This window comes from Actinokineospora terrae (assembly GCF_900111175.1).
Taxonomy (GTDB): domain Bacteria; phylum Actinomycetota; class Actinomycetes; order Mycobacteriales; family Pseudonocardiaceae; genus Actinokineospora; species Actinokineospora terrae.
In genome coordinates this window covers 57,648-78,844 of record NZ_FOGI01000011.1, presented here as the reverse complement: position 1 = coordinate 78,844, position 21,197 = coordinate 57,648, and the positions used below count along the sequence as shown (strand labels likewise).

Annotated in this window: 23 protein-coding genes; 17 read left to right on the top strand and 6 right to left on the bottom strand. The window is 67.7% G+C overall.

What is annotated here, in order from left to right; translation table 11 throughout:
* Positions 1–238 precede the first annotated feature (238 nt).
* The 11 genes from BMY07_RS24455 to BMY07_RS24405 all read left to right on the top strand — a co-directional run bounded on the left by BMY07_RS24455 (position 239) and on the right by BMY07_RS24405 (position 8,647).
* Positions 239–724 carry a hypothetical protein gene (locus BMY07_RS24455; protein ID WP_245782627.1) on the top strand — a complete coding sequence of 162 codons (486 nt, stop codon included), beginning with the start codon at positions 239–241 and terminating at the stop codon, positions 722–724.
* Positions 725–730: 6 nt separating this feature from the next.
* Entirely contained in the window at positions 731–1,426 is a 696-nt protein-coding gene (locus BMY07_RS24450; RefSeq protein WP_092783244.1) for a 7-cyano-7-deazaguanine synthase, read from the top strand.
* A 282-nt stretch (positions 1,427–1,708) separates the two neighbouring features.
* On the top strand, positions 1,709–2,407 hold the full coding sequence (locus BMY07_RS24445; RefSeq protein ID WP_245782626.1) for a reverse transcriptase family protein: 699 nt from the start codon (positions 1,709–1,711) through the stop codon (positions 2,405–2,407).
* Positions 2,408–2,409: 2 nt separating this feature from the next.
* Positions 2,410–2,967 carry a formylglycine-generating enzyme family protein gene (locus BMY07_RS24440; RefSeq protein ID WP_092783238.1) on the top strand — a complete coding sequence of 186 codons (558 nt, stop codon included), beginning with the start codon at positions 2,410–2,412 and terminating at the stop codon, positions 2,965–2,967.
* A complete protein-coding gene (locus BMY07_RS24435) occupies positions 2,964–3,431 on the top strand; it encodes a DUF6884 domain-containing protein (protein WP_092783235.1) in 468 nt (155 codons plus the stop codon). Before BMY07_RS24440 ends, BMY07_RS24435 begins: the two co-directional genes overlap by 4 nt.
* Positions 3,416–4,492 (top strand): glycosyltransferase family 2 protein, encoded by a 1,077-nt coding sequence (locus tag BMY07_RS24430; protein ID WP_245782625.1) that lies wholly within the window; start codon positions 3,416–3,418, stop codon positions 4,490–4,492. Before BMY07_RS24435 ends, BMY07_RS24430 begins: the two co-directional genes overlap by 16 nt.
* Entirely contained in the window at positions 4,489–5,466 is a 978-nt protein-coding gene (locus BMY07_RS24425; protein ID WP_092783232.1) for a radical SAM protein, read from the top strand. Before BMY07_RS24430 ends, BMY07_RS24425 begins: the two co-directional genes overlap by 4 nt.
* A complete protein-coding gene (locus tag BMY07_RS24420) occupies positions 5,463–6,026 on the top strand; it encodes a phosphoribosyltransferase (RefSeq protein WP_092783229.1) in 564 nt (187 codons plus the stop codon). The genes BMY07_RS24425 and BMY07_RS24420 overlap by 4 nt, the downstream gene beginning before the upstream one ends.
* Positions 6,019–7,158, top strand: a complete 1,140-nt coding sequence (locus BMY07_RS24415; RefSeq protein ID WP_092783226.1) for a glycosyltransferase family 4 protein — start codon at positions 6,019–6,021, stop codon at positions 7,156–7,158. Before BMY07_RS24420 ends, BMY07_RS24415 begins: the two co-directional genes overlap by 8 nt.
* Entirely contained in the window at positions 7,158–8,012 is an 855-nt protein-coding gene (locus BMY07_RS24410) for a 5'-3' exonuclease (protein WP_092783223.1), read from the top strand. Before BMY07_RS24415 ends, BMY07_RS24410 begins: the two co-directional genes overlap by 1 nt.
* Positions 8,013–8,017: 5 nt before the next feature.
* Entirely contained in the window at positions 8,018–8,647 is a 630-nt protein-coding gene (locus BMY07_RS24405; protein WP_092783220.1) for a PIG-L deacetylase family protein, read from the top strand.
* A 44-nt stretch (positions 8,648–8,691) separates the two neighbouring features.
* On the opposite strand, the gene BMY07_RS24400 is transcribed toward BMY07_RS24405, so the two are convergent.
* The 3 genes from BMY07_RS24400 to BMY07_RS35575 form a co-directional block, all read right to left on the bottom strand.
* On the bottom strand, positions 8,692–9,228 hold the full coding sequence (locus BMY07_RS24400) for a flavoprotein (protein WP_092783217.1): 537 nt from the start codon (positions 9,226–9,228) through the stop codon (positions 8,692–8,694).
* The gene (locus tag BMY07_RS24395) at positions 9,225–10,211 is read right to left on the bottom strand and encodes an XRE family transcriptional regulator (RefSeq protein WP_245782624.1); all 987 of its coding nucleotides are present in this window, start codon (positions 10,209–10,211) and stop codon (positions 9,225–9,227) included. The genes BMY07_RS24400 and BMY07_RS24395 overlap by 4 nt, the downstream gene beginning before the upstream one ends.
* A gap of 72 nt (positions 10,212–10,283) precedes the next feature.
* Positions 10,284–10,463: a helix-turn-helix domain-containing protein gene (locus tag BMY07_RS35575; protein ID WP_281245087.1), complete on the bottom strand. Its 180-nt coding sequence runs from the start codon at positions 10,461–10,463 to the stop codon at positions 10,284–10,286.
* Between the two features lie 1,114 nt (positions 10,464–11,577).
* Here BMY07_RS35575 and BMY07_RS24390 point away from each other — a divergent pair.
* Together BMY07_RS24390 and BMY07_RS24385 are read left to right on the top strand one after the other, a co-directional pair.
* Positions 11,578–12,051, top strand: coding sequence for a MarR family transcriptional regulator (locus BMY07_RS24390; protein WP_218150752.1), 474 nt, complete (start codon positions 11,578–11,580; stop codon positions 12,049–12,051).
* A gap of 144 nt (positions 12,052–12,195) precedes the next feature.
* Positions 12,196–12,915: a CPBP family glutamic-type intramembrane protease gene (locus BMY07_RS24385; protein ID WP_143073623.1), complete on the top strand. Its 720-nt coding sequence runs from the start codon at positions 12,196–12,198 to the stop codon at positions 12,913–12,915.
* Positions 12,916–13,084: 169 nt separating this feature from the next.
* Here BMY07_RS24385 and BMY07_RS24380 read toward each other — a convergent pair whose 3' ends face one another.
* Positions 13,085–13,339 carry a hypothetical protein gene (locus tag BMY07_RS24380; protein WP_092783211.1) on the bottom strand — a complete coding sequence of 85 codons (255 nt, stop codon included), beginning with the start codon at positions 13,337–13,339 and terminating at the stop codon, positions 13,085–13,087.
* Between the two features lie 639 nt (positions 13,340–13,978).
* Between BMY07_RS24380 and BMY07_RS24375 the strand changes: the two genes are divergently transcribed.
* The 3 genes from BMY07_RS24375 to BMY07_RS24365 all read left to right on the top strand — a co-directional run bounded on the left by BMY07_RS24375 (position 13,979) and on the right by BMY07_RS24365 (position 18,149).
* Complete coding sequence (locus tag BMY07_RS24375; RefSeq protein ID WP_143073622.1) at positions 13,979–16,069, top strand: hypothetical protein; 2,091 nt, start codon at positions 13,979–13,981, stop codon at positions 16,067–16,069.
* Between the two features lie 362 nt (positions 16,070–16,431).
* Entirely contained in the window at positions 16,432–17,115 is a 684-nt protein-coding gene (locus tag BMY07_RS24370; protein ID WP_143073621.1) for a hypothetical protein, read from the top strand.
* Positions 17,116–17,426: 311 nt separating this feature from the next.
* Entirely contained in the window at positions 17,427–18,149 is a 723-nt protein-coding gene (locus BMY07_RS24365) for a Crp/Fnr family transcriptional regulator (protein WP_143073620.1), read from the top strand.
* Between the two features lie 739 nt (positions 18,150–18,888).
* Here BMY07_RS24365 and BMY07_RS24360 read toward each other — a convergent pair.
* Both BMY07_RS24360 and BMY07_RS24355 read right to left on the bottom strand, forming a co-directional pair.
* Positions 18,889–19,248, bottom strand: a complete 360-nt coding sequence (locus BMY07_RS24360; RefSeq protein WP_092783742.1) for a hypothetical protein — start codon at positions 19,246–19,248, stop codon at positions 18,889–18,891.
* 14 nt (positions 19,249–19,262) lie between these two features.
* Entirely contained in the window at positions 19,263–20,546 is a 1,284-nt protein-coding gene (locus tag BMY07_RS24355; RefSeq protein ID WP_092783739.1) for a helix-turn-helix domain-containing protein, read from the bottom strand.
* A gap of 350 nt (positions 20,547–20,896) precedes the next feature.
* Between BMY07_RS24355 and BMY07_RS35945 the strand changes: the two genes are divergently transcribed.
* Positions 20,897–21,040 (top strand): hypothetical protein, encoded by a 144-nt coding sequence (locus BMY07_RS35945; protein ID WP_281245086.1) that lies wholly within the window; start codon positions 20,897–20,899, stop codon positions 21,038–21,040.
* Positions 21,041–21,197 lie beyond the last annotated feature (157 nt).

Here is a 21,197-nt window from a genome sequence, read left to right as displayed (position 1 = left end):
AGCGAAGCCGCGTGGCCCGTGTCGACAACCCGCCCACGACTGTGCGCTCCGCATCCGGTCGGCCCGTATGGGGTCGGAGCGAGGCTTGACATTCCCTGACTCGTGAACTCGCGCCGACCGATGATCAGCGTAATCCGCGCGGCCATGAGTGCCGCGTCCTCGATCACGGCGGGGCCGAGGTTTTCCCTTGAGGCGCCTCGGCTCCGCCGCACCAACCCTGCACTACGGGAGCCTTCACATGACTACAGCAACCGCGACCGACACCCGGCAGCGTGACGACCACATCGCCCCGAGCGTGCTTCGGCGGTACTACACGAACCTGCTGAGCTGGCCGACGACGCTCGACTCGGAAAGCGGTGAAGTCCGGCTGTGCCTGGGCGAGACGGTCGACGCGCTGGTGATGTGGGCCGGGTTCGGCGGCGAGGTAAACCACGAGCTGATCCGGGCGATGATGCGCGCTCCGATCGTCGTCGTGTCCGGCGAGAAGACGGTCGACTGGGTCTTCCTGACCCGGCCGCGCACGCCCATGCGCCAGTCGACCGTCGACGATCTCGTTTCCGCCCAGGTCGGGTGGTATAGGCCGGGCGACACGGTCGCGCTGCCCGCGTTTGGCGCGGCTGAGGGCGGCCTGCGCTGGTTGCAGCGCCCCGAGGCGGGCGGCGAACTCCCGAGTTGGGGAGCCGTAGTCGGCGCGATTCGGCGCACCTTCACGCGGACGTGGTGACCGGACATGATGATCGAACGCCCCGAACACCGCCACCTCGAACACGCAGTCGTCATCGCCTCCGACGGCTTGGACTCCACCGCGCGGGCCTACTGGCTGGCCGCGCGCCACAGCCGCCCGACGCTGGTCTTGTTCGACTACGGGCAGCGCCACCGCGTCGAACTCGGCCACGCCGCCGAGATCGCACGGCTGCACCTGAGCCCGCACCGAATCATCGACCGGACCAGCCTGGGTGCGCTGCTGCCCGGTTCGGCGTTGACCGACAGCCCGGTGGCGGTGCCCGATGGGCACTACACCGCCGAGTCGATTGCGGCCACGGTGGTTCCGAACCGCAACGCGATCATGCTCGATATCACCGTGGCGGTCGCCATCGTGGTGCTCGCGGACGCGGTCGCGTTCGGCGCGAACGCCGGAGATCACGCCATCTATTCCGATTGCCTGCCGGAGTTCGCGGAGCGATTCGCCCGCAGCGCGCTGGTGGCCAACGAGAGGCTGTTGGTACCGGGGTTTCAGGTGCTCGCTCCGTTCCTGCCATTGACCAAGATCGACATCGATGGCGTCGGCGAGGCGCTGACGGTGCCGTTCGCCCGCACGTGGTCCTGCTACCGGGGCCGGGGGGCACACTGCGGGACGGGCACCGAGCGCCGGGAAGCCTTTCTCGACAACAACATTGCTGATCCCGCCATCTACCGGGCCGCGTAAAGGGGCGTGAGGATCGTGGATGTGAAGCCGCCAAGTTCCGGGCCTGGGCGGGGCCGTCTTTCCCTCGTTCACAGCTCGCGCGTGTTGGGGTGCGAGCCTGATCTCGGTGATCGGGGGAGCGTACCTGCCGCCCAAGCGGGCCCGACGCTAGCGCAACCGCGCATGGTGTCGCCAGCCCCTGTCCGGCAAGCGCACTCGCTGATGCCGTTGCTGGACGAGAAGCGCCTGCGGACCGCCTTGCGGCAGTGTGGGAGACGCACCTCCACCCCTGGTGCGGACCGGATGACGCTCGGGGAGTTGCGGAGGCGTTCGGTCGAACTGCTGCCCCGACTGGCCGAGCAGCTGGCCGAAGGCACCTGGCAGCCGGGACCGGTTCGGGAAGTGGCTTTCCCGACCTATACCGGCAAGTCGATGACGGTGTGCGTGCCTACGATGATCGACCGATTGGTGCACCGCGCGTTGCGCAACGCTCTCGAGCCGGTCCTGGAGACGCAGGTGCTGGCCGACTGGGTGTCCGGCTATCGGCCTCGCCGCAACCGCATCACCGCGTTGCGCCAGGCCGCGGCTCACGTCGATGCTGGCTTGCGCGCGGTCGCCGACGTGGATGTGGCCTCGGTGTCCGAGGACGCCACGGTCGAGCAGGTCGTCGACTGGTGTGCCCAGCACGTCCACGACGGAACCTTTCTCGACCGATTTCGTACCGCGCTGTCCGCGATGCCGTACCCGGTCGCGCCGGGTTCCGGGCTCGCGCCGCTGCTGATCAACCTGCGCCTATCTCGTTCCGATGCCTTGCTGGGCGGGCTGCGGGTGGTGCGCTTCGCCGACAACTACGCCGCTTTCGCCACTGATGCCGCCGAGGCCTACGACGCCTACTCGGACATCGTCGACGCTCTCGCCCGGCTCGGGTTGCGCCCCAATGAATCCAAGAGCCGCGTACGACCACACGCCAACGTCGAAGACTTGTTTCTGATCGGGGGTTGACCATGCACATCGAGTGGCTCGAGGTACCCGGAGGAACCTGCCGGTTCGGCGACGATGCCCGACCGGTGAAGGTCGGCACACTGCTGTGGACGCGCACCCCGATCACCTACGCCCAACTGCACGGTGAGCGCCGTGCTGGACCCGAACTGCACCCGGTCACCGGAATGACGCATGCCGAGGCCACCGAGACCGCCCGCGCCCTGGGTGGGCGATTGCCGACCTCGGCGGAGTGGGAGTGGATGGCGGGCGGAGCCGCCCGCCGACGCTGGCCGTGGGGCGAGCAGGGCTGGACACCCGAGTTGGCGAACCTGCGCGGCCGCGGCCTCGACACCACCTGCCCGGTCGACTCCCACCCGGCCGGGGCGACGCCGGAGGGGCTGTTGGACGTGGCGGGCAACGTGTGGGAGTGGACTGCCCGCTCCACGATGGGCGGTGGCGTCACGCTGCGCGGCGGCTCCTACGCCTCACCCCCGTTGTACGCACGCACCACCTTCCGCAACGCGGCGCCCGCCGAGTTGGCCTCGCCGGGCATCGGGATTCGGCTGGTACGCCAGTCATGACCTCCACCACCTGCACCAGGCTCGAACCTGAGCAAGGGCTGATCATTGTCTCTTGCAGCCGAGAGAAGCTGGTCACCACAGATCCTGTCCCAGCAGTGGAGCTCTACCAAGGCGCGCTCGTGCCGCAGCTTCGCGATCAACTGTCTCCCGAGCACCGAGCGCGGGTGCGCATCCTGTCCGCCGAACACGGTCTGCTCCACCCCGACGACACGGTTGGCACCTATGACCACAAACTGCGCACCCGCGGCGAGGCGCGAGTCCTCCAGGCTCGCATCACCGAACACCTGACCACCGACTTGCTGGCCGAGGAGCTTCGGCACGTGTTGGTGGTGCTGGAACCGCTCTATCAGCTAGCTCTCGAGTGCCTTTTCGACCACGCGCCACCGCTCACATTGACGCTAGCGCCCAATCCTGTCGACTGGCGTGACGTTCGCACGATGCTGGCTGGGTGGGGCTGGTTGTGACCACGCGACGGTCCGCTGATGGCTCGCTGCCGCTGCGGAGGCATCTGCAGCACCAGGGCAACAATCACTCGTCCAGCGTCCACGCTTGGGAGGCTCTTGCCGACGGGATCGGATGGCACCAGGCGACCCCTGCGACTTGCTGGCTGGCAGCCTCGCAGACCGTCTCCGTGGTCATTCCTGCTTACCAAGTCGGCCATAGTTTGTCCACCGTTCTCGATGCGCTCGACGCCCAACACCACCGGCACAAGTTCGAGGTCATCGTCGTCGATGACTTCAGCGCCGACGACACGGTTCAGGTCGCTGCGGGGCATCGGGTGGTTGACCGGCTTGTGCGGCTACCGCAGCGAATGGGCGCGGCCACCGCCCGCAACGTCGGCACCGCCCTGGCGCACGGGCAAACCGTGCTGTACCTCGACGGCGACATGGTGATTCCTCCGCACGTGATCACCGACATAGCCGCTCGTGCCACCGACACGAGTGTGCTTGTCGGGTTCCGCCACAACGTTCGCTACGAGGTCCACCACCGGGATCCAGCCATTTCGAGGCGTATTCCAAACCTCGCGGCAGACCACAGGGTCGTGTGGCGGCCACCTCCAAAGACGGTGCTGCCCTACAGCGGGACCACACTGGCCGAGCCGCTCGATGGTCGCCCGCTCGATGACACCCACGACTTCATCGATCTCGGGTACGGGCAGTCGTACTACGACTGGGATCTGCCGCGCATGGTGGTCACCGCCCTGGTCGCCGTACCGCGTGCCGCCGTGCTGGACGTCGGGGGCTTCGACGCCGAGTTCGGCCGCTTGGGATGGGGCATGGAGGACACCTACCTCGGAGCGTGCCTGATCGCCACTGGGCTGTTGGTCATCCCGCTGCGCCAGGCCGTCGGGTTCCATCTCGATCCACCCGATGCCGCCGAGCAGTGGCAGCACAAGCTCGCTGGCTGGCCGCGCACGCTGGCCCGCTACCGCGACCTGCTGGAACTGCCCGCCCCGCGTGGCCGCACCCAGAACTTCATCGCCACCATGTCCAGCCTGCTCACCCACTGTGAGGTTCACCGATGACCATCTCGACCGCCAGCACTGACCGCACCTCGGCGCGCCGGATGGTCGGCTCCGGCACGCGCGGCGGGACCGGTGTCGTCTACGACCCACTCACCGGCCTGACCCGCCAAGCCGGCGAGCCGATGCCAGCCGGACGCATTGCCCTGGCCGCAGAGGACGTAGCAGCTCTGCCGGAAGTCCATCCCGGCGAGCTGGGCGCCGGGATGCCGGTCAGTGTGTGCTGGTCGCCCATCGTGCGCTGCAACCTCGCCTGTCCGCACTGCCTTGACGACAAGTCCGTCCCGGAGCTCGGCCGCGGCGAGCGGGCCGAGGTCGCGGCCAGGATCGCGGCTTCGGGCGTGCTCGGGGTTGACGTCTCCGGCGGTGAACCGCTGCTCATCCGCGACCTGCCGACCTTGCTCGACGTGCTGGTCGGAAGCGGCTGCGCGGTTAGCGTCACCACCAACGGCACCCACCTGCCCCGCCGTGCCGAAGCCCTTGCCCGCCGAGTGGACGCGATCCGGGTCAGCCTCGACGGCCCGGACCCGAAGCGGCACGACCGCTGGCGCGGCGAGGGAAGCTTCGCCATGGCCGTCGCCGGCATCCGTGCCGCCATCGCGCACGGCATTCCTACCCAGATCCAGACCGTGCTCATGCGCTCCAGCGCCCCCGGACTACCCGAGCTGGTCGAGCTGGCCGACCGGCTCGGCGTCCACGGCGTGACCGTCCTGCAGTACTTGCCCTTCGGCGAAGGTGCTTCCCTTGCTGATGCCGAAGAGGTGCCCGACGAGGACGCACGCCACCTTGTCGGCGTGCTCGGCGCGACACCGGTTCCGGTGCGGTTGCGAACCCGAGCCGACGCCGCGGGGTTCACGGTCGTGCGCGCCGATGGACAGGTCTGGCGCAACGCCCCGGACAGCGCAGCCATCGCCGCCCTGCGCCCGCTGAGCGGGCCGGTCAGCCTGGCCGTGGCCGAACGGGACGGTTCGGCATGACCCGCACCGCACAGCGCGTGTTCGAGCACCAGCGCGTCTGGAGCGTCACCCCCAAGGCCCTGGGCGAAGCCTGCCTGCTGCTGTTCGCCGCCATCAGCCGCGACCATCCGAAGGTCGACCACGTCATCGGCATCGCCAACGGTGGCATCGCCCCCGCCCGCATCCTCGCCGACCGTCTCGGCGTGAACCCCCGGACCGTGCAGGCCAGACACAACGCCGACGACGGCCTCTACCAACAGGCCACCGGCAAGGTCACCGTCGACTTCGACACCTTCCACAGCATCCTCGGCCGCCGCAAGCTCGACGGCACCATCCTCGTCGTCGACGACATCTGCGGCAGCGGAGCAACCCTGCACACACTCCGCAACGTCCTCACCCCCGTCCTCGCCCCAGACGCCCGAGTGATCACCGCGACTCTGTGCCTGAACTCCGGGGCGCAGACCTGCCCGGACTACTCGGTGTGGACCGTGTCGGACTGGGTCGCCTTCCCTTGGGAGAAACGCCCCGACCAGCCGACCACCGACATACCCATCCCCGAGCAGGTGACCAGCCATGCCTGAGGCCACCAAGTCGATCACCGTCGCATTCGTCCTGGCCTCCTACACCCACAACGCCCCAGCCGGGATGGAACGCGCCATTGCCGCCCTAGCCCACGGACTACGTCAACTCGGACACCGGGCCCTGATCATCACCGCCGTCAAACCCGACCCGACCAAGGACGAACTGGACGAGGATCTGATCGTGCTCGGCTCGGCCGAAGTCACCTTCCCCGCCGCCGACAACGAACTACGCGAGGCAATCAGCTCGCACGGCCAGGACGAGATCATCGCCGCCGACCTGCGCGCCCTCTACCACCGCCACCACGTCGACATCGCGGTCTACGTCGACGCCCTCTGGGGACTCGGACGCCTTGCCCCCGCCTGCCCTGCCGTGCGCACGGTACTGGCGATGCACGTCGTCGGCCACGACCAGGACCTCACACCCGCCTTGGAGCGCGCCGACGTGGTGGTCGCGCCGTCGACCACGGTCCTCGATCAAGCCCACGACCGGGGGTACGACAGCACCTGCTGGCAGATCGTGCCCAACGCGCTGCTCGATGATCACGGCGCGCCCGACGCCCGCCAACGCGAGGCGCTGCGGCTGGGCGGGCCGATGCGGGTGTTGGCCCGGCTCGGGCCGGAGAAGAACGTCCGCGCCTTGCTCGACGCCGGTCACCTCGTCGACCGCGGCATTGAGGTCGTGCTCGCCGAGGCCGGGTTCGAGCACGCTGTTGGCGCACAGGCCGCCGAGTACCGCCGCTGCGCCCACTCCACGACCCACCTGCTCATGGGCAGCATCCGCGACGGCGGCCTGCCCTGGAACGAGGTCCAGCCGTGGCTCGCCGACGCCGCCGTCGTCATCGTGCCCTCGACCAAGGAGACCTTCGGGCTCATCGCCCTGGAGGCCATGAGCGTCGGCACCCCGGTTGTCGCCTTCGACGTGGACAACCTTCCCGCCCTCATCGACACCGGGGCGAAAGCCGGCGGGATCGTGGTGCCCCGCGCCCACGGCGAGTTCGGGCTGTGGGGTGCCGCCGAAGCCCTCCTCGATGATCCGGTACGCTACGCAGTGCTATCACGGGCTGCGTACTACCGCTCGCGGGACTATCTGCCCACCACAGTCGCCCATGACTTCCTCAAGGCGGTGCGGTGATGACCGATGTCCCACTTCTGCTGGTCGACGGCCACAATCTGCTCTGGCGCGGAGCCTTCGGCTTCCCCGCCGCGATCCACTCTCGCGACAAGACCCGTGACCTGACCGCCGAGTTCGCCTTCTTCGCGCTACTGCGCGTAGCCATCCGCGAAGAGTTCACCGCGCCGCCCGAGGTGATCGTGGTGTTCGACGGCCAGCACGGCGCGGCCGAACGCCAAGCCACCGACAGCGACTACAAGGCCAACCGCGTCCTCGACGACGCCGCGCTCAAACCCATCCGCGCCATCCCACACGTCCAGGAAGCGCTGACTGCCTACGAGCTGGCCTGGATCGAAATCGACACCGCCGAGGCCGACGACGTGATCGCCACCCTTGCCACCCACGTCCATCGCGACGATCCGAAGCGCCGGGTGTGGATCATGTCCGGTGACCGCGACTTCTACCAGCTCATCGACGACCGCGTCCGGGTGCTCAACACCGCCATGAAGCGAGGCCGCCGCCACATCGAACCCGACACCGTGTTCGACCGCTACCAGGTCCAACCGACCCAGTGGGCGGACTACCGTGCCCTCACCGGCGACCCCGCCGACAACATCCCCGGCGTGCGCGGCGTCGGCACGGGCACCGCCGCCACGCTCCTGGCCAGCGGCCTCACCCTCGACCAGCTCCCCGACTCCGGACGGCTCACCGGCACCAAGGGCAAGGCCGTCGCCGAAGCCTGGAACCAGGTCCTCGGCTGGCGCGACCTGATCAGGATGCGCACCGACCTCGCCCTGCCCCTGCTACCCACCGGCCGCAGCAGCCGTGCGCTGCCCACCCCTGCCGAGGTCATCGACAAGCTCGGGCTGTGGTGACTCCGATGACCACAGCCGCGTTCATCCCACCTGGCTCGGTGCTGACCGTGATGGCTCATCCCGACGACGCCGAACTCTGGGCAGGCGGCACGCTCGCCCTCTGCACCGCCGCCGGAGCCAAGGTCACCATCGCCGTCCCACGCCACCCCGAGCCCCGCGCCAGCGAGGCCGCCGCCGGGGCCGCCGTACTCGGCGCCGGGCTCCACCTGATCAACGAGCCCACCGCGGCGACCGTACGCGAACTGCTGCTGGACACTCGCCCCGAGGTCGTCCTCACCCACCCGCTACGCGATGTGCACCCCGACCACCGACGCATCGCCGACGCCGTGCTGGAGGCACTTCCCGAGGTCGTCATCGCCACCGGACGCCCTCGGCGGGTCTACACCACCGACACCTATAACAGCCTCACCCTCGACGGTCCCGTTCGTGCCCACACTACCGTCGATATCACCACCACCTGGGCAACCAAGCAACGCGCCCTGACCGCGCACGCCTCCCAGCCCATCGCCGAACACTTCGGCCCGATGGCTGAGAACCTCGCCCGGATGTGGGGCGCACGCATCGGCGTCGACCACGCCGAGAGTTTCGTCCCGCTTCCCGTACTCGGACGCCTGCCAGCCGCGGCAGCACTGTGACCTCGACGGGCCTCGCGATCATGCGGCGGACGTCAACCGCTCGACTACCCGTCGCTGGTGCTCACGGCCACGGCTGACAGGATCTGCGCCCAGTCGAAGGCGGCAAGTCCATCGTCGGCGCGTGTGGTCACCGCGTCGGGGTCAAGCATGACCACCCCGCACAGCGTGAGGCGTTCTACACTGTCGGCGTACGCGGGATGCTTGCGCAGCAATGCTTTCACGCACGGTGCGGCGATGATCGGTACCTCGGCGCCGAGCAACTCGTTCAAAACACCCAGAGCCACACTGTCGCTGATACCCGCGGCCCACTTGTTGAGGGAGTTGAACGTCAGCGGCGCTGCAATGACGACGTCCGCCCTCGGCAACGAGTCCTGTTGGCCTGGTGGACGCGCGGTCACCCGCGTCAGGCAGCCGGTTTCGGCAGCGAGTGTGTCGAGATCGATCCATGAGGCCGCTGCGGGAGTGGCGATCAACGATACCCGCCATCCCTGCTCGGACAGCAGAGCAACGAACTCGTCGATCTTCAGCACCGGCGGCGCGGCCGCCACCACGAGGTAGGCAGAGCCGCGGTCATGGCTCACGCCGCCACTCCGGTACGGATCGCCAGTTCACGCAGACCGGGTACTTCACGGCGCCGTTCCCGTGCCATCAGGTCTCGGATGAGGTTGTGGGCCGCACGACTGGTGTAAACGATCTCGGGGGCGATCCGATCGGTTTCCAGCAAGTGCAGCACCGCAAGGGCATCCTCGTCGATCTGGGTGTGGGCCCAAGCGCTGTCGAGGTGGAACTGGGCTCGCCGTCCGCGCAATCCCGCGGGCATCCGCGTGGCATCGAGTCGTTCGCTCGTGGCGAGCAGTTGGTACGGATCGTCCAACGCCACAGCAGCCGACATGCGGTGGATGGTGACGTTGGCGGGGCCGAACGCCATGTAGCCGATGTTGGCGTCTCGTCCGAGCCGGTCTGCGAGTCGTTGTGCTGTGTCCAGCCTGCCATGGGCAGTGGCGAGGTCGTTTCGCCGTGCTGCGGTGATCGCCGCGATCAACGTCAGCGCGCCCGCCCAACTGATGCGGCGAGGATCATCGCCAGCCACGCTTGAGGCTGAACCGACCGCGAGTTCCTCCGCTGCGGCGGCTTGGTTGAGCTTGAGCAAGGCGCAAGTCATCTGGTAGGCCGCAGCAGCCTGTCCAAACGGGTCGTCAGCGTCGTCGGCAGCCACTTTCGCGCGCTCGGCGGCAACCCGTGCCGCCGCACCGTCACCTGCCTTGGTTGTCAGCTTCGCCTCCACCACTGCGGCACTGCATTCCAGAACCAGAGCCTGGCGTCGTTCTTGTCCCCGGCTGGTGGACACCAAGGCCGTGATGGCGTCATTGACGGTGGACAGTGCGCCACCTACCTCGGCGTATCGAGCGGCTTGATAGGCCTGATGCAACCGCGTCACAGCCGCCGTGGTCGAGGAAAGACCTCGCAAAGCATATTCGTCCGAGGTGACTTCGGTGAAGTTCTCAGGCGCAGGGGGCCAACGGTGCGCCAGGATCGCGCCCGTCAGCAGAGCTGTGTCCCGCATGACTACACGTCTGCTGACCGTTGCCTCAGCAGACGTGGCGTCGGAGGTCGATGGATTGAGCAGTGCGTGGAGCTAGGCGAGCGAGAGCCTGAGTTCGGATGCGATTCTCGACCTACGCCAAGGTTGTGGCGTGAGCGTGCCACGTTCCCATCGACCGACCGTCGAGACTTCCACACCGAGCTTCTGCGCAAGCGATTCCTGCGTGAAACCCATCGCCTCGCGCCGAGCAGAGAGTTCCTGTCGCCGGTCCACCGTCTGCCACCTCAGATCTTCATTTATGAGTAAGTGGAAAGCCGCCGACGCAAAGGCTGACGATCAAGGACGCTCGACCTCGCCACGCAGGTACGCCACACGGCACCATACCTGTCGGACCGCCTCCGTGCTGGTCTCCGCACTACCAAGATGGAGCCGTCCAACGTAGTTCTCCGATAGTCGCCAGGATGCGGTGGCTGAACCACGCGGTCATGTCATAACCGCCATAGGCGTCCATGAAAGCCCGGGAATCCAAGTCCGTGAGTCGGCGGAGTTGGTGCAGTCAACCACCAACGACACCAAGGTCCCACGCTAGGGGGCCTGGATGCCGTTGACGGTGGTGAAAACCCGCCGCTGGTCTGGACGGCTGACGGCGAAGGACTTGCGGTAGCGGCATGGCCCGAGACCGGAACGCCTCAAGCCCGGCAAGGCGGGCCGGTCGGGGGCGCAACGCCCTGGCCTCCGCGACACGGCGGGATGCCGATGTCTGCTCAGGTACTCGAAAGTGGCCTTCTATTACCGTCGCCAGGGAACGTGGTGGTCAAGCGCGATGCCGCCCTGTGGGCGCCCCACAATCGCCGTATGGCCGCTCTGGTGATGGGGGTGCGGGACAGCGTTGACTGGTGTCGCGCTGGCGGGGCGATGGATGCGACGGTACGACCGCATCTGTGGGACCTCGGCTATCCGGGAAAGCGAAAGTGAGCTTGATTCAGTGCAGATGCGTGGGGTGATGTTGCCGCGATCGCCGCTGTCGTCGACCTGGCCGAGGACCGGCTCACCGAGTTTGGACAAGATCATTGCTGCGTGGGCACTCGCCCACCGGGTCGCGGTCTTCCTTCGTCCGCGGCGCCCAGACAATGTGTGTGCGGCCAAGTCTGACCTCGGTGTGGCGAAGGCGCAGGGATTGCTCGACGAAGTCGCCACTCCATAGTCCGCCTTGGGCCGGTCATGAGTGCTGCGCTTGCACGTGACCGGCCCGCTACCGCTGCACTACCCGAGGCAAATCATGATCAGCACTGGACCGAGCGAGCGCGGGCACCCGGTGAGCAGCTCCCGTATCCGCGTCGACGCCGGGGAAGACTCGCGCGGCTGTGTGAGCACTTCACCGCCGCCCGTGTCCGAGACGATGGTCGCACTGGCTCTGGCGCTCGATCGCGTCATGGTCTCCTTCGCCGCAGCCTGTGGCTTGCACCCGACCGACCTGCGGGCCGTGCTGCACGTCGCGACCCGCGACCTCGCCTATTCCGCGGGTGAGCTGGGCGCGGCGTTGAACCTGAACTCGGCGTCAGTCACCGCACTCATCGACCGTCTCGCCGGCGTCGGGCTCGTGTACCGGGTCGCTGACACGGAGGACAGACGACGTGTCCGTGTCGAACTGACCGAGGTCGGCACCGATATCGCCGACGCGTTTGACCGGCATCTGCACATCGCACTGCGCACGCCAGAACCCACGACCATCGTTTCGGGTGGCCCTGACATCGCGCCGCCGATCTCATCCGAGTTGAACTGTGAGCTGGACCAGCTCGTCGCCCGCCTGCGCTGCATGGTCAGACCCGTCGCCCGACGGCGCCTGCGGGCACGCACGTGAACATCTTGGCAACAAGGATCTCCTTGTCCGCCAACGAGGTTGGCCAGACCAGTCCATTCGGAACGTACAAGCTGTACCTGATCAAGCATATGAACCAGCAATCCTCGGCTACCTGTCGAACGGTCGACATGTCACAGAGAGCATATGATGCTGCCCAACACCTCGGTTCGGACGTCGCAGCGGACGAAGTCGGTGTCATTGCGTGAACCTTTCGTTCCGCAACCACCGCCTCAGTCGATGTCGCGCCGTCGCGCGTGGGTGATGGCCGCCGCTGTTGTGCTGATCACCAGCGGTGTGGCGATGGTCAACGCCGCGCAGTTGCTTTCCGGTACTTCGTTGGGAATTCGCGGGACCCGCACACCGCTGACCGCTACCCTCGTCGAGATCGTCACTTGCTTGACCGCCTTGGCCATGGCGTGGCTGACCGTGGGATGGCGCCCGTTGGGGCTGACCTTGCCGCGCAGGTGGGATAAGGCATGGGATCTCACGCTCGTCTGCGGCCTGGCCTGGATCGCGATGCGGGCCTGTGCCGTGGCAGCAGAATCGTTGATCGCGGCAGGCGCACCTGGGCCGGTGCCCGCTGACAACGGATTCGTTCTGTGGCCGGTACTGCTCACCGGCATCGCCGAGGAAGTCGCCGCCGCGACCGTCATCGTTCTGTTGTCCATAGCGCGAACTCCAGTGTGGGCGATCATCGCGGTGGTGGCGGGGTATCGGGCTGTCGCCCACTTGCACCTCGGGGTCACGGCCGCCGCTGCCACTGTGGTGTGGGCGGCAGCCCTGGCGTTGTTGATGCTGCGCTGCCGGTCCGTGGTGCCTCTGGCCGTGGCGCATATCGCCCACAACGCCACTACTCTGAGCTGAGCAGACGTGCTGCACATCATGTGTACCCCATGTCGGGCAGGCCTTTCCCGTTCCTTCACCACGCACTACGTCCGCCGCGCGCCTGCGCGCGTCGCGTCGGTCATGCGGACCCCAGCGGCAGAGGCGACGACGCCGTCATGGGTCAGACGGTTCACGACGGTCCTGTCAGTCAGGAACCGGCGACCGATGTCGGCGGGATCACGCGGACCCGGTCGACGGTGGGGCGATCATGACGACGCGCCGGGCCGACACAGCGCAGGGAGTTGACATGGCCGCGCGCCCGGGTGTGGTCGCGATAGGTTCCAAGGTCGATCTCGGACGTCTTCGGTTTCCCGGACATGGACTTGACGATCTCACCGTGGCCTTGCTTGCCCGGTTGGGAGTGGCGTTGGCGCGGGTGCGCCGCGCAGTCACCGACCGCCATGCCTCGGTGGTGTGGCGGGTGGCTCATACCCGCGCGAGCGCAGGGATGTGGGAGGTTAACGGGAGCGAACCCTCGGTGATCGGCCTCCTGCGGTACTGCCGGTCGCTAGGCGTGTCGGCCGCTGACCTGTTCGGCGTCATCGATTCCTCCACCGCTGCCCATGACGATCAAGCGCCAACGCAAACCCGCAAACCTGCTGGTGGAACGACGGCGGTGCTGCTAGGGGCTTCGTTGCGCGGGCTGCGACAAGTGCATGGGTGGAGCGAGTCACGGTGCACCGAGATGGTGGGCAGCCTGGCGTTGCCACCCGCACGTATCGCCGCGCTGGAGCGCGGGGAAGAGACCCTCTACGTCGGGGATCTAGTGATGCTGTGCCGGGCCTTCAAGGTGCCAGTGTCGGGAGTCCTAGCGGTCGCCGAGGCCCCGTGGACGGCGCGGTGGCGGGTCGCCGAACTCCTCGAACCCGTTCCACGTTCCGACGCGGTACCCACCCCGCCACAGATCACGTCATCGCGGCCCGTACCGCCGCAGCGCCGTCCGGCAGGGGCTATCGCAGCGCCCACCCGTCGCTCAGGCCGAGCGCGCAGGGACCCTGCCGCGTTATTCGGGATCGCGGACGCCGCCGGGATGATCTCGGTGGTGGTCCAGACAGTGGCGCGCCGCGCGGGTTTGCCCGCACCCGCCCACACGGGCGGCGGGAGCGTGGTCGCGCTCGATGGCCTGTGCAGGCGATACGGAATCACCGCTGCGGGAGTGCTCGCCGCGCTGGAGGGCGCGACACCGGACACGCTGCGGTCCACGATGGCCGCCGCCGCACTGGCGCGCACACGACGGCGACAGCACAGCAAGTCCCGGCAGCCCAGGGCCAGCACACGCCAGCACCTTGTGACCGGCCCGTCCCTTGCGACCGAGGTGGACGGGCTGTGGGCGGATGAACTGCTCCAGCAAGCCCCCAGACTGAAGACGCCCGCCGCGGTGATCGCCGCACTCGCCACCGGCGTTACCCTCGACCGGGTCGTGGCCGACGCCGCCGTCGCCGCCCGCGCGGTCGGGGAGGCCGCTACCGCAGGAGCGCTGCCGATCCCCTTGGCGCGCCTACGCGGACGAGACCGTGTTGCACGAGTGGCCGCCCCAATCTCCGGGTACGGGCAGGCCCCTTCCTGCCCGGACACCGTGACCGCGGTTCTCGCGGAATTGCTTCGCGAGAACCGCGGTCACGCCGGTCTCACCGTTGACGAGGCCGTCGAGGGCAGCCGCATAGCCCCGGACACAGTGTGGCAGTGGGAAAGCACCCAAGTGGATCCTCCGCTGCCAGAGCTGCTGGACTACTGCGCTCACCTCAAGACCGATCTCGTTACCCTGATCGCGCGAGTCGAGCTCCGCGCTCTCGGCAACTGCCCGGCCATCGGATCCTGGACACCCACCACACAGGACCCCTGCGGAGTACCGGGCGAGGTGCTCACCCACCTGCGTCGACGCACCCGCCTCGGGATCGTCCGCGCCGCCGCTCTGCACAGCCCCACCCTGGGCGCCCTCACCCTGGCGCACTACGAGAAGGGGTCCTTGCCGGTGCCCACCGGTTGTTGGATCCTGCTGGTACGGCGCCTTGGCGGTTGCCCGGTCACGGCCACGGCCGCCGTCCTCGCCCGCCTAGCTCACCTGAACGGTCTCCACCATCCCGCTTCGGTGCCCGCTGGGGTCACCCTCCCGCCGGGCACCCGAATGGTCGATCTCAACAGCCTCGCCACCGATCCGGCCCCCGATGCCGCGTTGCTGGCCGGATGGGCCAACCGGGTACGCGCCGACACCCACACCTGCATCACGGTGCTTGACCCGATCTCCGAAAGCACCCTCGCCGACCTCCTTGACCGCCCCACGACAGCCCTGACCGCGGTCTTGCACCGCCACCCCGCCACCCCGCCCACAGTCCTTCCCGCCGCGTGGCGGCACGAACCCAACCACGGCACCGACCACGTCACGGTGACGTTTGGTCTTGACGGCGAACACCACACCATCGACCTACCTCGCGCCCAAGCACAGCGCCTGCGGGCCATCTTCACGCCGTTGCTACCTGTGGCCCACGCGCTCCCGCCGCGCCCGCCCCGTCCAGACGAAGCCACCATCGCCACCGCCCTCGGCGCCCTGCTCACCGCCACACGCCACCACCAACCCTCACCTCCCGATTCCCCAGTCTCACCGAAGAAGAGGATGGATCGGTCCGCCGCATGGGAGAGCGGGTCTGCTCCCATGACCGTTTCCGAGTTCCTGCGCCACTGCGACAACCTCGGCTTCAGTGGGGCCGCGGTCCTCGCCGCCCTGGACGGCACCACCGCGGGCCAACTACACGGCGCCGCGCGCCACCACCGTCGTGGCCACCGCGCGCCCACCCTGGGCGAGCTGATCACTCAGGCCCGCGACCACGCCAACCTCGACGCCCAACGACTGCGGGCACTTACCCCAGGCCCCGGTTCGGCTATCCCCCCGAACGAAGACGGCCGGACCCTGCGCGTCACCCGCCTCTACCTCACCGCCGGAGTCCTGGGCGTCAGCTCAGCACGATGGCTCGCCGCCCTCGAACCGCGCCCACTTACCCGCTGGCGCGACCAAATCCGTGTCCTCACCACCCTCGTCGACGACCTCGCCTGCCGCGGAGTCCTCGACCACCGTCTGCTGCGCGCCGACCCCCGACTACCCGATGACCGCATTCCAACCCGCCCGGAGACGACATGACCCCACCGCGGCCATCCACGCCACGTGCGCAGTCGTGGGCAGCGAGGCGACTGGCCGGTGTTCCCGGCCCGTTCACCCCGACGGTGGCCGCTCACGTACTGGACACCTCCCACGACCACACCCGCCGCCTACTCGACATGCTGTTGGTGGACCGGACCCTGCGCCACGCCAACTCCTGCGGCCACGACCACTGCTACGAGACCACGGCCACAGCCCCACCGCAGCCCCACGCCGACACACGCATCGGGACGCGGCGCGCGGTGCTGTGGTGGCAAGCAGCCGCGCGGGCCGCAGCCGGGGTGCTCGACCCCGGTCACCGATTGGTCACACCGGCCTCCCGGGCCGTACTCCCACCAGGATCAGTGAGCGAGGCCGCGCAATTCCACGACCACCATCAAGCACAGGCCTGGTTCAACCACGCCGCACCCGCGCTCCTGCAATGCCTGCGCGCGGCCACCGACCCTGATCACCTCACCGACACCACCATCGCGGCAGCCATACCCCGCATCGCCGACGCGATGCTGCCCTGGGCCCGGCTACACCTACCCACCGACAGCGCCCACCTCGCCATTACCGTGCACACAGCGGCCCATCTCAGCGCCCGCGGCCTCGGCGACCAACCCATCATCGACACCATGACGCTGCGCCTGGCCCGCGCCCACCTCGATATCGGCGACGCCACCACCGCCGCTGCCCTCATCGACACCACCTCGACCAAAGACCCCGTTCGGGTAGGCGAGGTGATGATCCTCGCCGCGCTCGTCATCGACACCCGCGGCGACCACGCCCTGGCCCACGAGCGGTTGATCCTCGCCGTTAACCATCACCAGCACAACGACGATCCCCGTGGCGAGGCAACGGCCCTGACCGAACTCGGCGCACTGCACCTGCGCCAGCACCGTCCGCACGACGCGCGCGTCGTACTCGAGCGCGCACACGCCCTACTCGTCACCCGGACACGGCCCTCGACGTGGGCGATCACACGCGTCACCGCGCTCTTGAGCGCCGCCAGCACCTCTATCGACACCATGCTGACCCAACCATGACACTCCAGCGACACGGCCGATCTCACCAACACAACCGCGCCTGACACAAACACCACCACCGCCAAGCTTCCCCGACGGCGCAATGGACGCCCCACGGTCGCCTAAACCTCGCGGGTCTCGCTGCCGAGCATGTCGGACCAGTCAACACCGGAGCACCCGCCTCCGACGAAGTGGCAGATCTACATCCTGGCCCTCTCCGGAGCACCCGTTCGTCGCCGCGCGGCTCGAACTACGACGTCCGATCGGATAGGACGCCACATTCGCCACCCGACAAGCAATCTCCTGCCCTACACCCCGACAAGGAGGTCGGATTGTCCACATCGGACATGCTCCGGTCGCTTCAGAGCGCTCAGTGGCCCGCCGACACGCTGCTCGGTTCGCTTACCGCCGAGACCAGGAGCATGCTGTTTCAGGTCAGTCACACCATCAGCCATCCGCCGGGCACGACCCTCCTGCGCGAAGGCGACACCTGCGCAACCGCATCATTCATCCTCGACGGCACGGTCAAGATAGCCGCCCACACCGCCACTGGCACAGAAACCCTCCTTGGCTTACGCGGAGCCGGGAACATGATCGGCGAGGCGAGCGCACTCCGCCCCGGCACCCCTCAGGCTACGACCGCACAAGCGGCCACCGCCGTATTAGTCCAGACCATGAGCACCCACACGTTGTCCAGAATGCTCACAACCCATCCAGACCTCACGATCAACCTGTGCCGGGCGATCGAATCACACCTGCGCTGGGCCAACCGCCGCCAACTCGACACCACCATCAGGAAAGCCTCGACCCGACTGGCCATACTGCTCCTCGAACTCGTCGACAACCATGCCGACCTCATCGACGGCAGAGGGCAACTTCCCCCGCTCACCCAGCACGACCTCGGCTCTCTCGCAGGGATGGCCCACCGGACCGTCGAAAAGGCCATCGCCGACCTCCGACCACACGGCCTCACAGTCCACTACCGCCGAATCAACATCACCACCATCGACAAACTCCGCCAGTTCGCACAGCAGGCCTTGAACGATCCCCGATAGCAACCTCTGGCCCAATCCCGCCGAGTCAGAAATTCGGGCAGGTCAAGCAAGGTTTCGGCGCGCCGAACTGGCCGCGCGGGCTGACTACATATGTCCCTTTGGACGTCATCTGTGCGGATAGTACGAACGCCCAGGTCGCGGTGGCGTCGGTCGACCGTGACAGGCTGCCGGGCGTGCCAACCGCGCCGTTCGCGAAAAGGCCGACGCTATCTCCGAGCTGCGATGATGCAAGTTGACTCGCGGCATTGGCTTATGGGCCGCGTGACGCTGGCGGTGCGCGATTTGCGAAGAATCCAGCTGGCACCGGACCGATGTCGAGGCTCCCGACAAGGTCATACGCGGCCGTGATTGCCGGCACTGGCGAGCTCGACAAGGGGGAGGTCTGTGGGGACCGCTCGAAGAGCTTGCCCTATGACCGGCTGTGGCAGGTCCTGCGAACCGGCAGCCGGGAACCGCCCGAGCAGCAGATTCAGCTCGTCGAGAGAGATTCCCAGTGCTTTCGCGATTCGAGGAGGCCGCGACGGCTGAGGCGTCATCGCAACCACGTTTCCCACTGACTAACGGTGGAGAACTCCACATCCGCAGCTGCGGTGAGTCCTTCCTGGGTGAAGCCCATCGCCTCACGCCGAGCCGCAAGTCCCCCGCTTGCCGTCCGCGCCGTTCACCCTCTCTTGCGGGTTTCGCCACCGGCCTGATTAGCGAGTGACCACGCCGTATGTCTCCAATGCCGTCATACAGGTCAGCTGTCTTGTTCGATGCGCTCGAAGATGTCGATGTCCGTAGCCTTCTGCCAATCGGGTAGGTCGTCCCAGTCCGCGACGTAGGACGGCTTCGGGTCGGGGAAGTGCTTGTAGATCTGGCCAATCCAGCACAGCGCCACGAAACGGCCCTTCTGGTCCGGGGTGAGCTTGGCGGTGGCGCCGTCGGTGGCCTTGATGAAGGCGAGGACCTGGTCGTACACGGCGGTCGCGGCTTCGCGTTCCCAGTCCGGAGTCTGGTCCCACGGGGTGATGTAGCCCGGCTTGGGCTCGCCCGGGTAGTGCTTGGTGACTCCGGCGATCCACGCCTCACGGAACACACGGCCACGGTCGTTGTGCATCCTGTCGTCCTCCATCATGCGGCGCGGTTGCCGACGAGTTCGGTGATCTCTGCATCGAGTCGCTGGATCTGCTGATCGGTGAGCAATGGGGTCAGGTTCGGCTGGAGGCCGCGCAGCTTGCGTGCGATGACTCCGGAGCCGGTCTGGCGGGCGGTGGCCAGGGCGGCGTTGACGTAGGTCGCGACCTGGTCAGGATCGCGCCGATGCACTCCGATCATCGCCAGGTCAGTGAGCACACCGGCTTTCCGGCGGGCGGTCAAGGCGCCAGCCAGCGCATCGGTCAGGGCGGCCTCAGCGAGGTCGTAGCGTCCCAGAGTGACGTAACAGGTGCCGCGTTCCTCGGACAGGCGGGAACCATCGAACCGCAGCCAACCGCCGTTGTGGACCGGACCGCGCAGGTGTTGGACTTCGGCGGCCGTGTCGAGTGCGCGCTGGCAACCATCCAGGTCGCCGAGACCAGCGTAGGTCTCTGCCTGTACAGCGGCGACCCATTGCCGGGTCGAGAGGGCGGGGTCGCCTCGGCGGGCAAGGCCGGCGGCCAGGTCGAGCAGCGGTACGGCCTCGGCGAACCGGCGCTCGTACACGGCGATGAAGGCGTGTCTGGTCAACGCACAGGCCCACATGTCAGACGCGGCTGCCTCCTTGCCCGCTGTCGCCGCCAGCGCGTAGCAGTGGGCGGCGTCGGTGTACCGATCGCCGTCGAAGAAGATCTCACCGGCCAGCTGATACAGGTCGGCGGTCAGTTCGCACAGCCACCGCCGAATGGCCGATGTCTGCGGTCGGCGTAGCGAGTCAGTGAGCACATGGAGCTGGGCCCGCACCAGTGGTAACGCTTGCGCCTTGGTCGGTGACAGGGCGAACACGCGCCACAGGTGGGAGTTGAGCTGGGCGAACTCCGATGCCCCGGCCGTGTCAACCATGCCGGTGCGAGCCCCCGCAGCGAACCGGTCGACATCGCCGAGAGCTGCCTCGTCAGCAGACAGCCCGAGCAGCGCACCCGTCATGCTGAACAAGCGCAGCAGGTCTCGACGGTTCATATCGTCGGCCTCCGCAGAGTCGGGTACTACAACGGCAACGGTAGAAGTCTGCCGGGGTGGCGTGAGCAACGCACCCAACTCGTCCAGGCTCACACCGAGCGCCTGGGCAATACGGTGGCGGCGATACGGCTGCGGGGTCAGGTCACCCCGTTCCCAACGTCCGACAGTGGAGAACTCCACCCCCACCGCCGCCCCGAAGTTCTCCTGGGTATAGCCCATCTGCTCACGCCGCGCGGCGAACGCCTCTCGCCGGTTGCCCATGAACACCACCTCACCCCTCGGTCACCCACCACGATAACCAGCTACCGGTCACGACTGATCACCCGCTCCGCGAGCCGCACCCGTTCGGACTACCACCTCAGAAAAGTCGTTTGCGCAGGTCAAACCTAGTGCCGCCTCATTGCCGCCTCGTAGCCGCCCCATCGGCGCTCTGGCCGTCGTTGATCACCGAGCGTTGACTGGCCTCGCTGCGGTCAGGCAGGCGTCGGCTTCGCCGAAGCCCGAGTATCCGAAACCCGTTCCGCCGAGACGTGCCGCCGAGGAATGAGCGATGGTGGTGGTGGGGCCGCCTCCGCTTCGACAAGTTCCCACTCGCGAGTGGGAGGGCGGGAATGCTTGACCCATCGCTGTGGCCGTACCCGCCAGCAGCGGTCGAGGCCGGGATGACCGTCGCCTGGCTCACCATCGAAGACCTCGGCGACCCGGTCCGCCGTCACCGCACCGACGACTCCATCACCCGAGCCCTCGCCAACTGATCCGCACCGGCCCGATCATCAACGACGACATCGGGCTGCTCCCGGTCAGCCCCGACGCCGCCTAAGAACGCCGGGCGCTAACGGTCAGCCCGAACCTGCACCCGTCCGTGGTCGATGAGAGTTGCGATCCTCGCCGACCCGCGAGGGTCGGCGCTGC

Bases quoted from the DNA above. Each gene is read 5' to 3' on its own strand.
- BMY07_RS24455 (WP_245782627.1), top strand. From the start codon at position 239: ATGACTACAGCAACCGCGACCGACACCCGGCAGCGTGACGACCACATC.
- BMY07_RS24450 (WP_092783244.1), top strand. From the start codon at position 731: ATGATGATCGAACGCCCCGAACACCGCCACCTCGAACACGCAGTCGTC.
- BMY07_RS24445 (WP_245782626.1), top strand. From the start codon at position 1,709: ATGACGCTCGGGGAGTTGCGGAGGCGTTCGGTCGAACTGCTGCCCCGA.
- BMY07_RS24440 (WP_092783238.1), top strand. From the start codon at position 2,410: ATGCACATCGAGTGGCTCGAGGTACCCGGAGGAACCTGCCGGTTCGGC.
- BMY07_RS24435 (WP_092783235.1), top strand. From the start codon at position 2,964: ATGACCTCCACCACCTGCACCAGGCTCGAACCTGAGCAAGGGCTGATC.
- BMY07_RS24425 (WP_092783232.1), top strand. From the start codon at position 4,489: ATGACCATCTCGACCGCCAGCACTGACCGCACCTCGGCGCGCCGGATG.
- BMY07_RS24420 (WP_092783229.1), top strand. From the start codon at position 5,463: ATGACCCGCACCGCACAGCGCGTGTTCGAGCACCAGCGCGTCTGGAGC.
- BMY07_RS24415 (WP_092783226.1), top strand. From the start codon at position 6,019: ATGCCTGAGGCCACCAAGTCGATCACCGTCGCATTCGTCCTGGCCTCC.
- BMY07_RS24410 (WP_092783223.1), top strand. From the start codon at position 7,158: ATGACCGATGTCCCACTTCTGCTGGTCGACGGCCACAATCTGCTCTGG.
- BMY07_RS24405 (WP_092783220.1), top strand. From the start codon at position 8,018: ATGACCACAGCCGCGTTCATCCCACCTGGCTCGGTGCTGACCGTGATG.
- BMY07_RS24395 (WP_245782624.1), bottom strand. From the start codon at position 10,211: ATGCGGGACACAGCTCTGCTGACGGGCGCGATCCTGGCGCACCGTTGG.
- BMY07_RS24385 (WP_143073623.1), top strand. From the start codon at position 12,196: ATGATGCTGCCCAACACCTCGGTTCGGACGTCGCAGCGGACGAAGTCG.
- BMY07_RS24380 (WP_092783211.1), bottom strand. From the start codon at position 13,339: ATGGCGGTCGGTGACTGCGCGGCGCACCCGCGCCAACGCCACTCCCAA.
- BMY07_RS24360 (WP_092783742.1), bottom strand. From the start codon at position 19,248: ATGCACAACGACCGTGGCCGTGTGTTCCGTGAGGCGTGGATCGCCGGA.
- BMY07_RS24355 (WP_092783739.1), bottom strand. From the start codon at position 20,546: ATGGGCAACCGGCGAGAGGCGTTCGCCGCGCGGCGTGAGCAGATGGGC.
- BMY07_RS35945 (WP_281245086.1), top strand. From the start codon at position 20,897: ATGCTTGACCCATCGCTGTGGCCGTACCCGCCAGCAGCGGTCGAGGCC.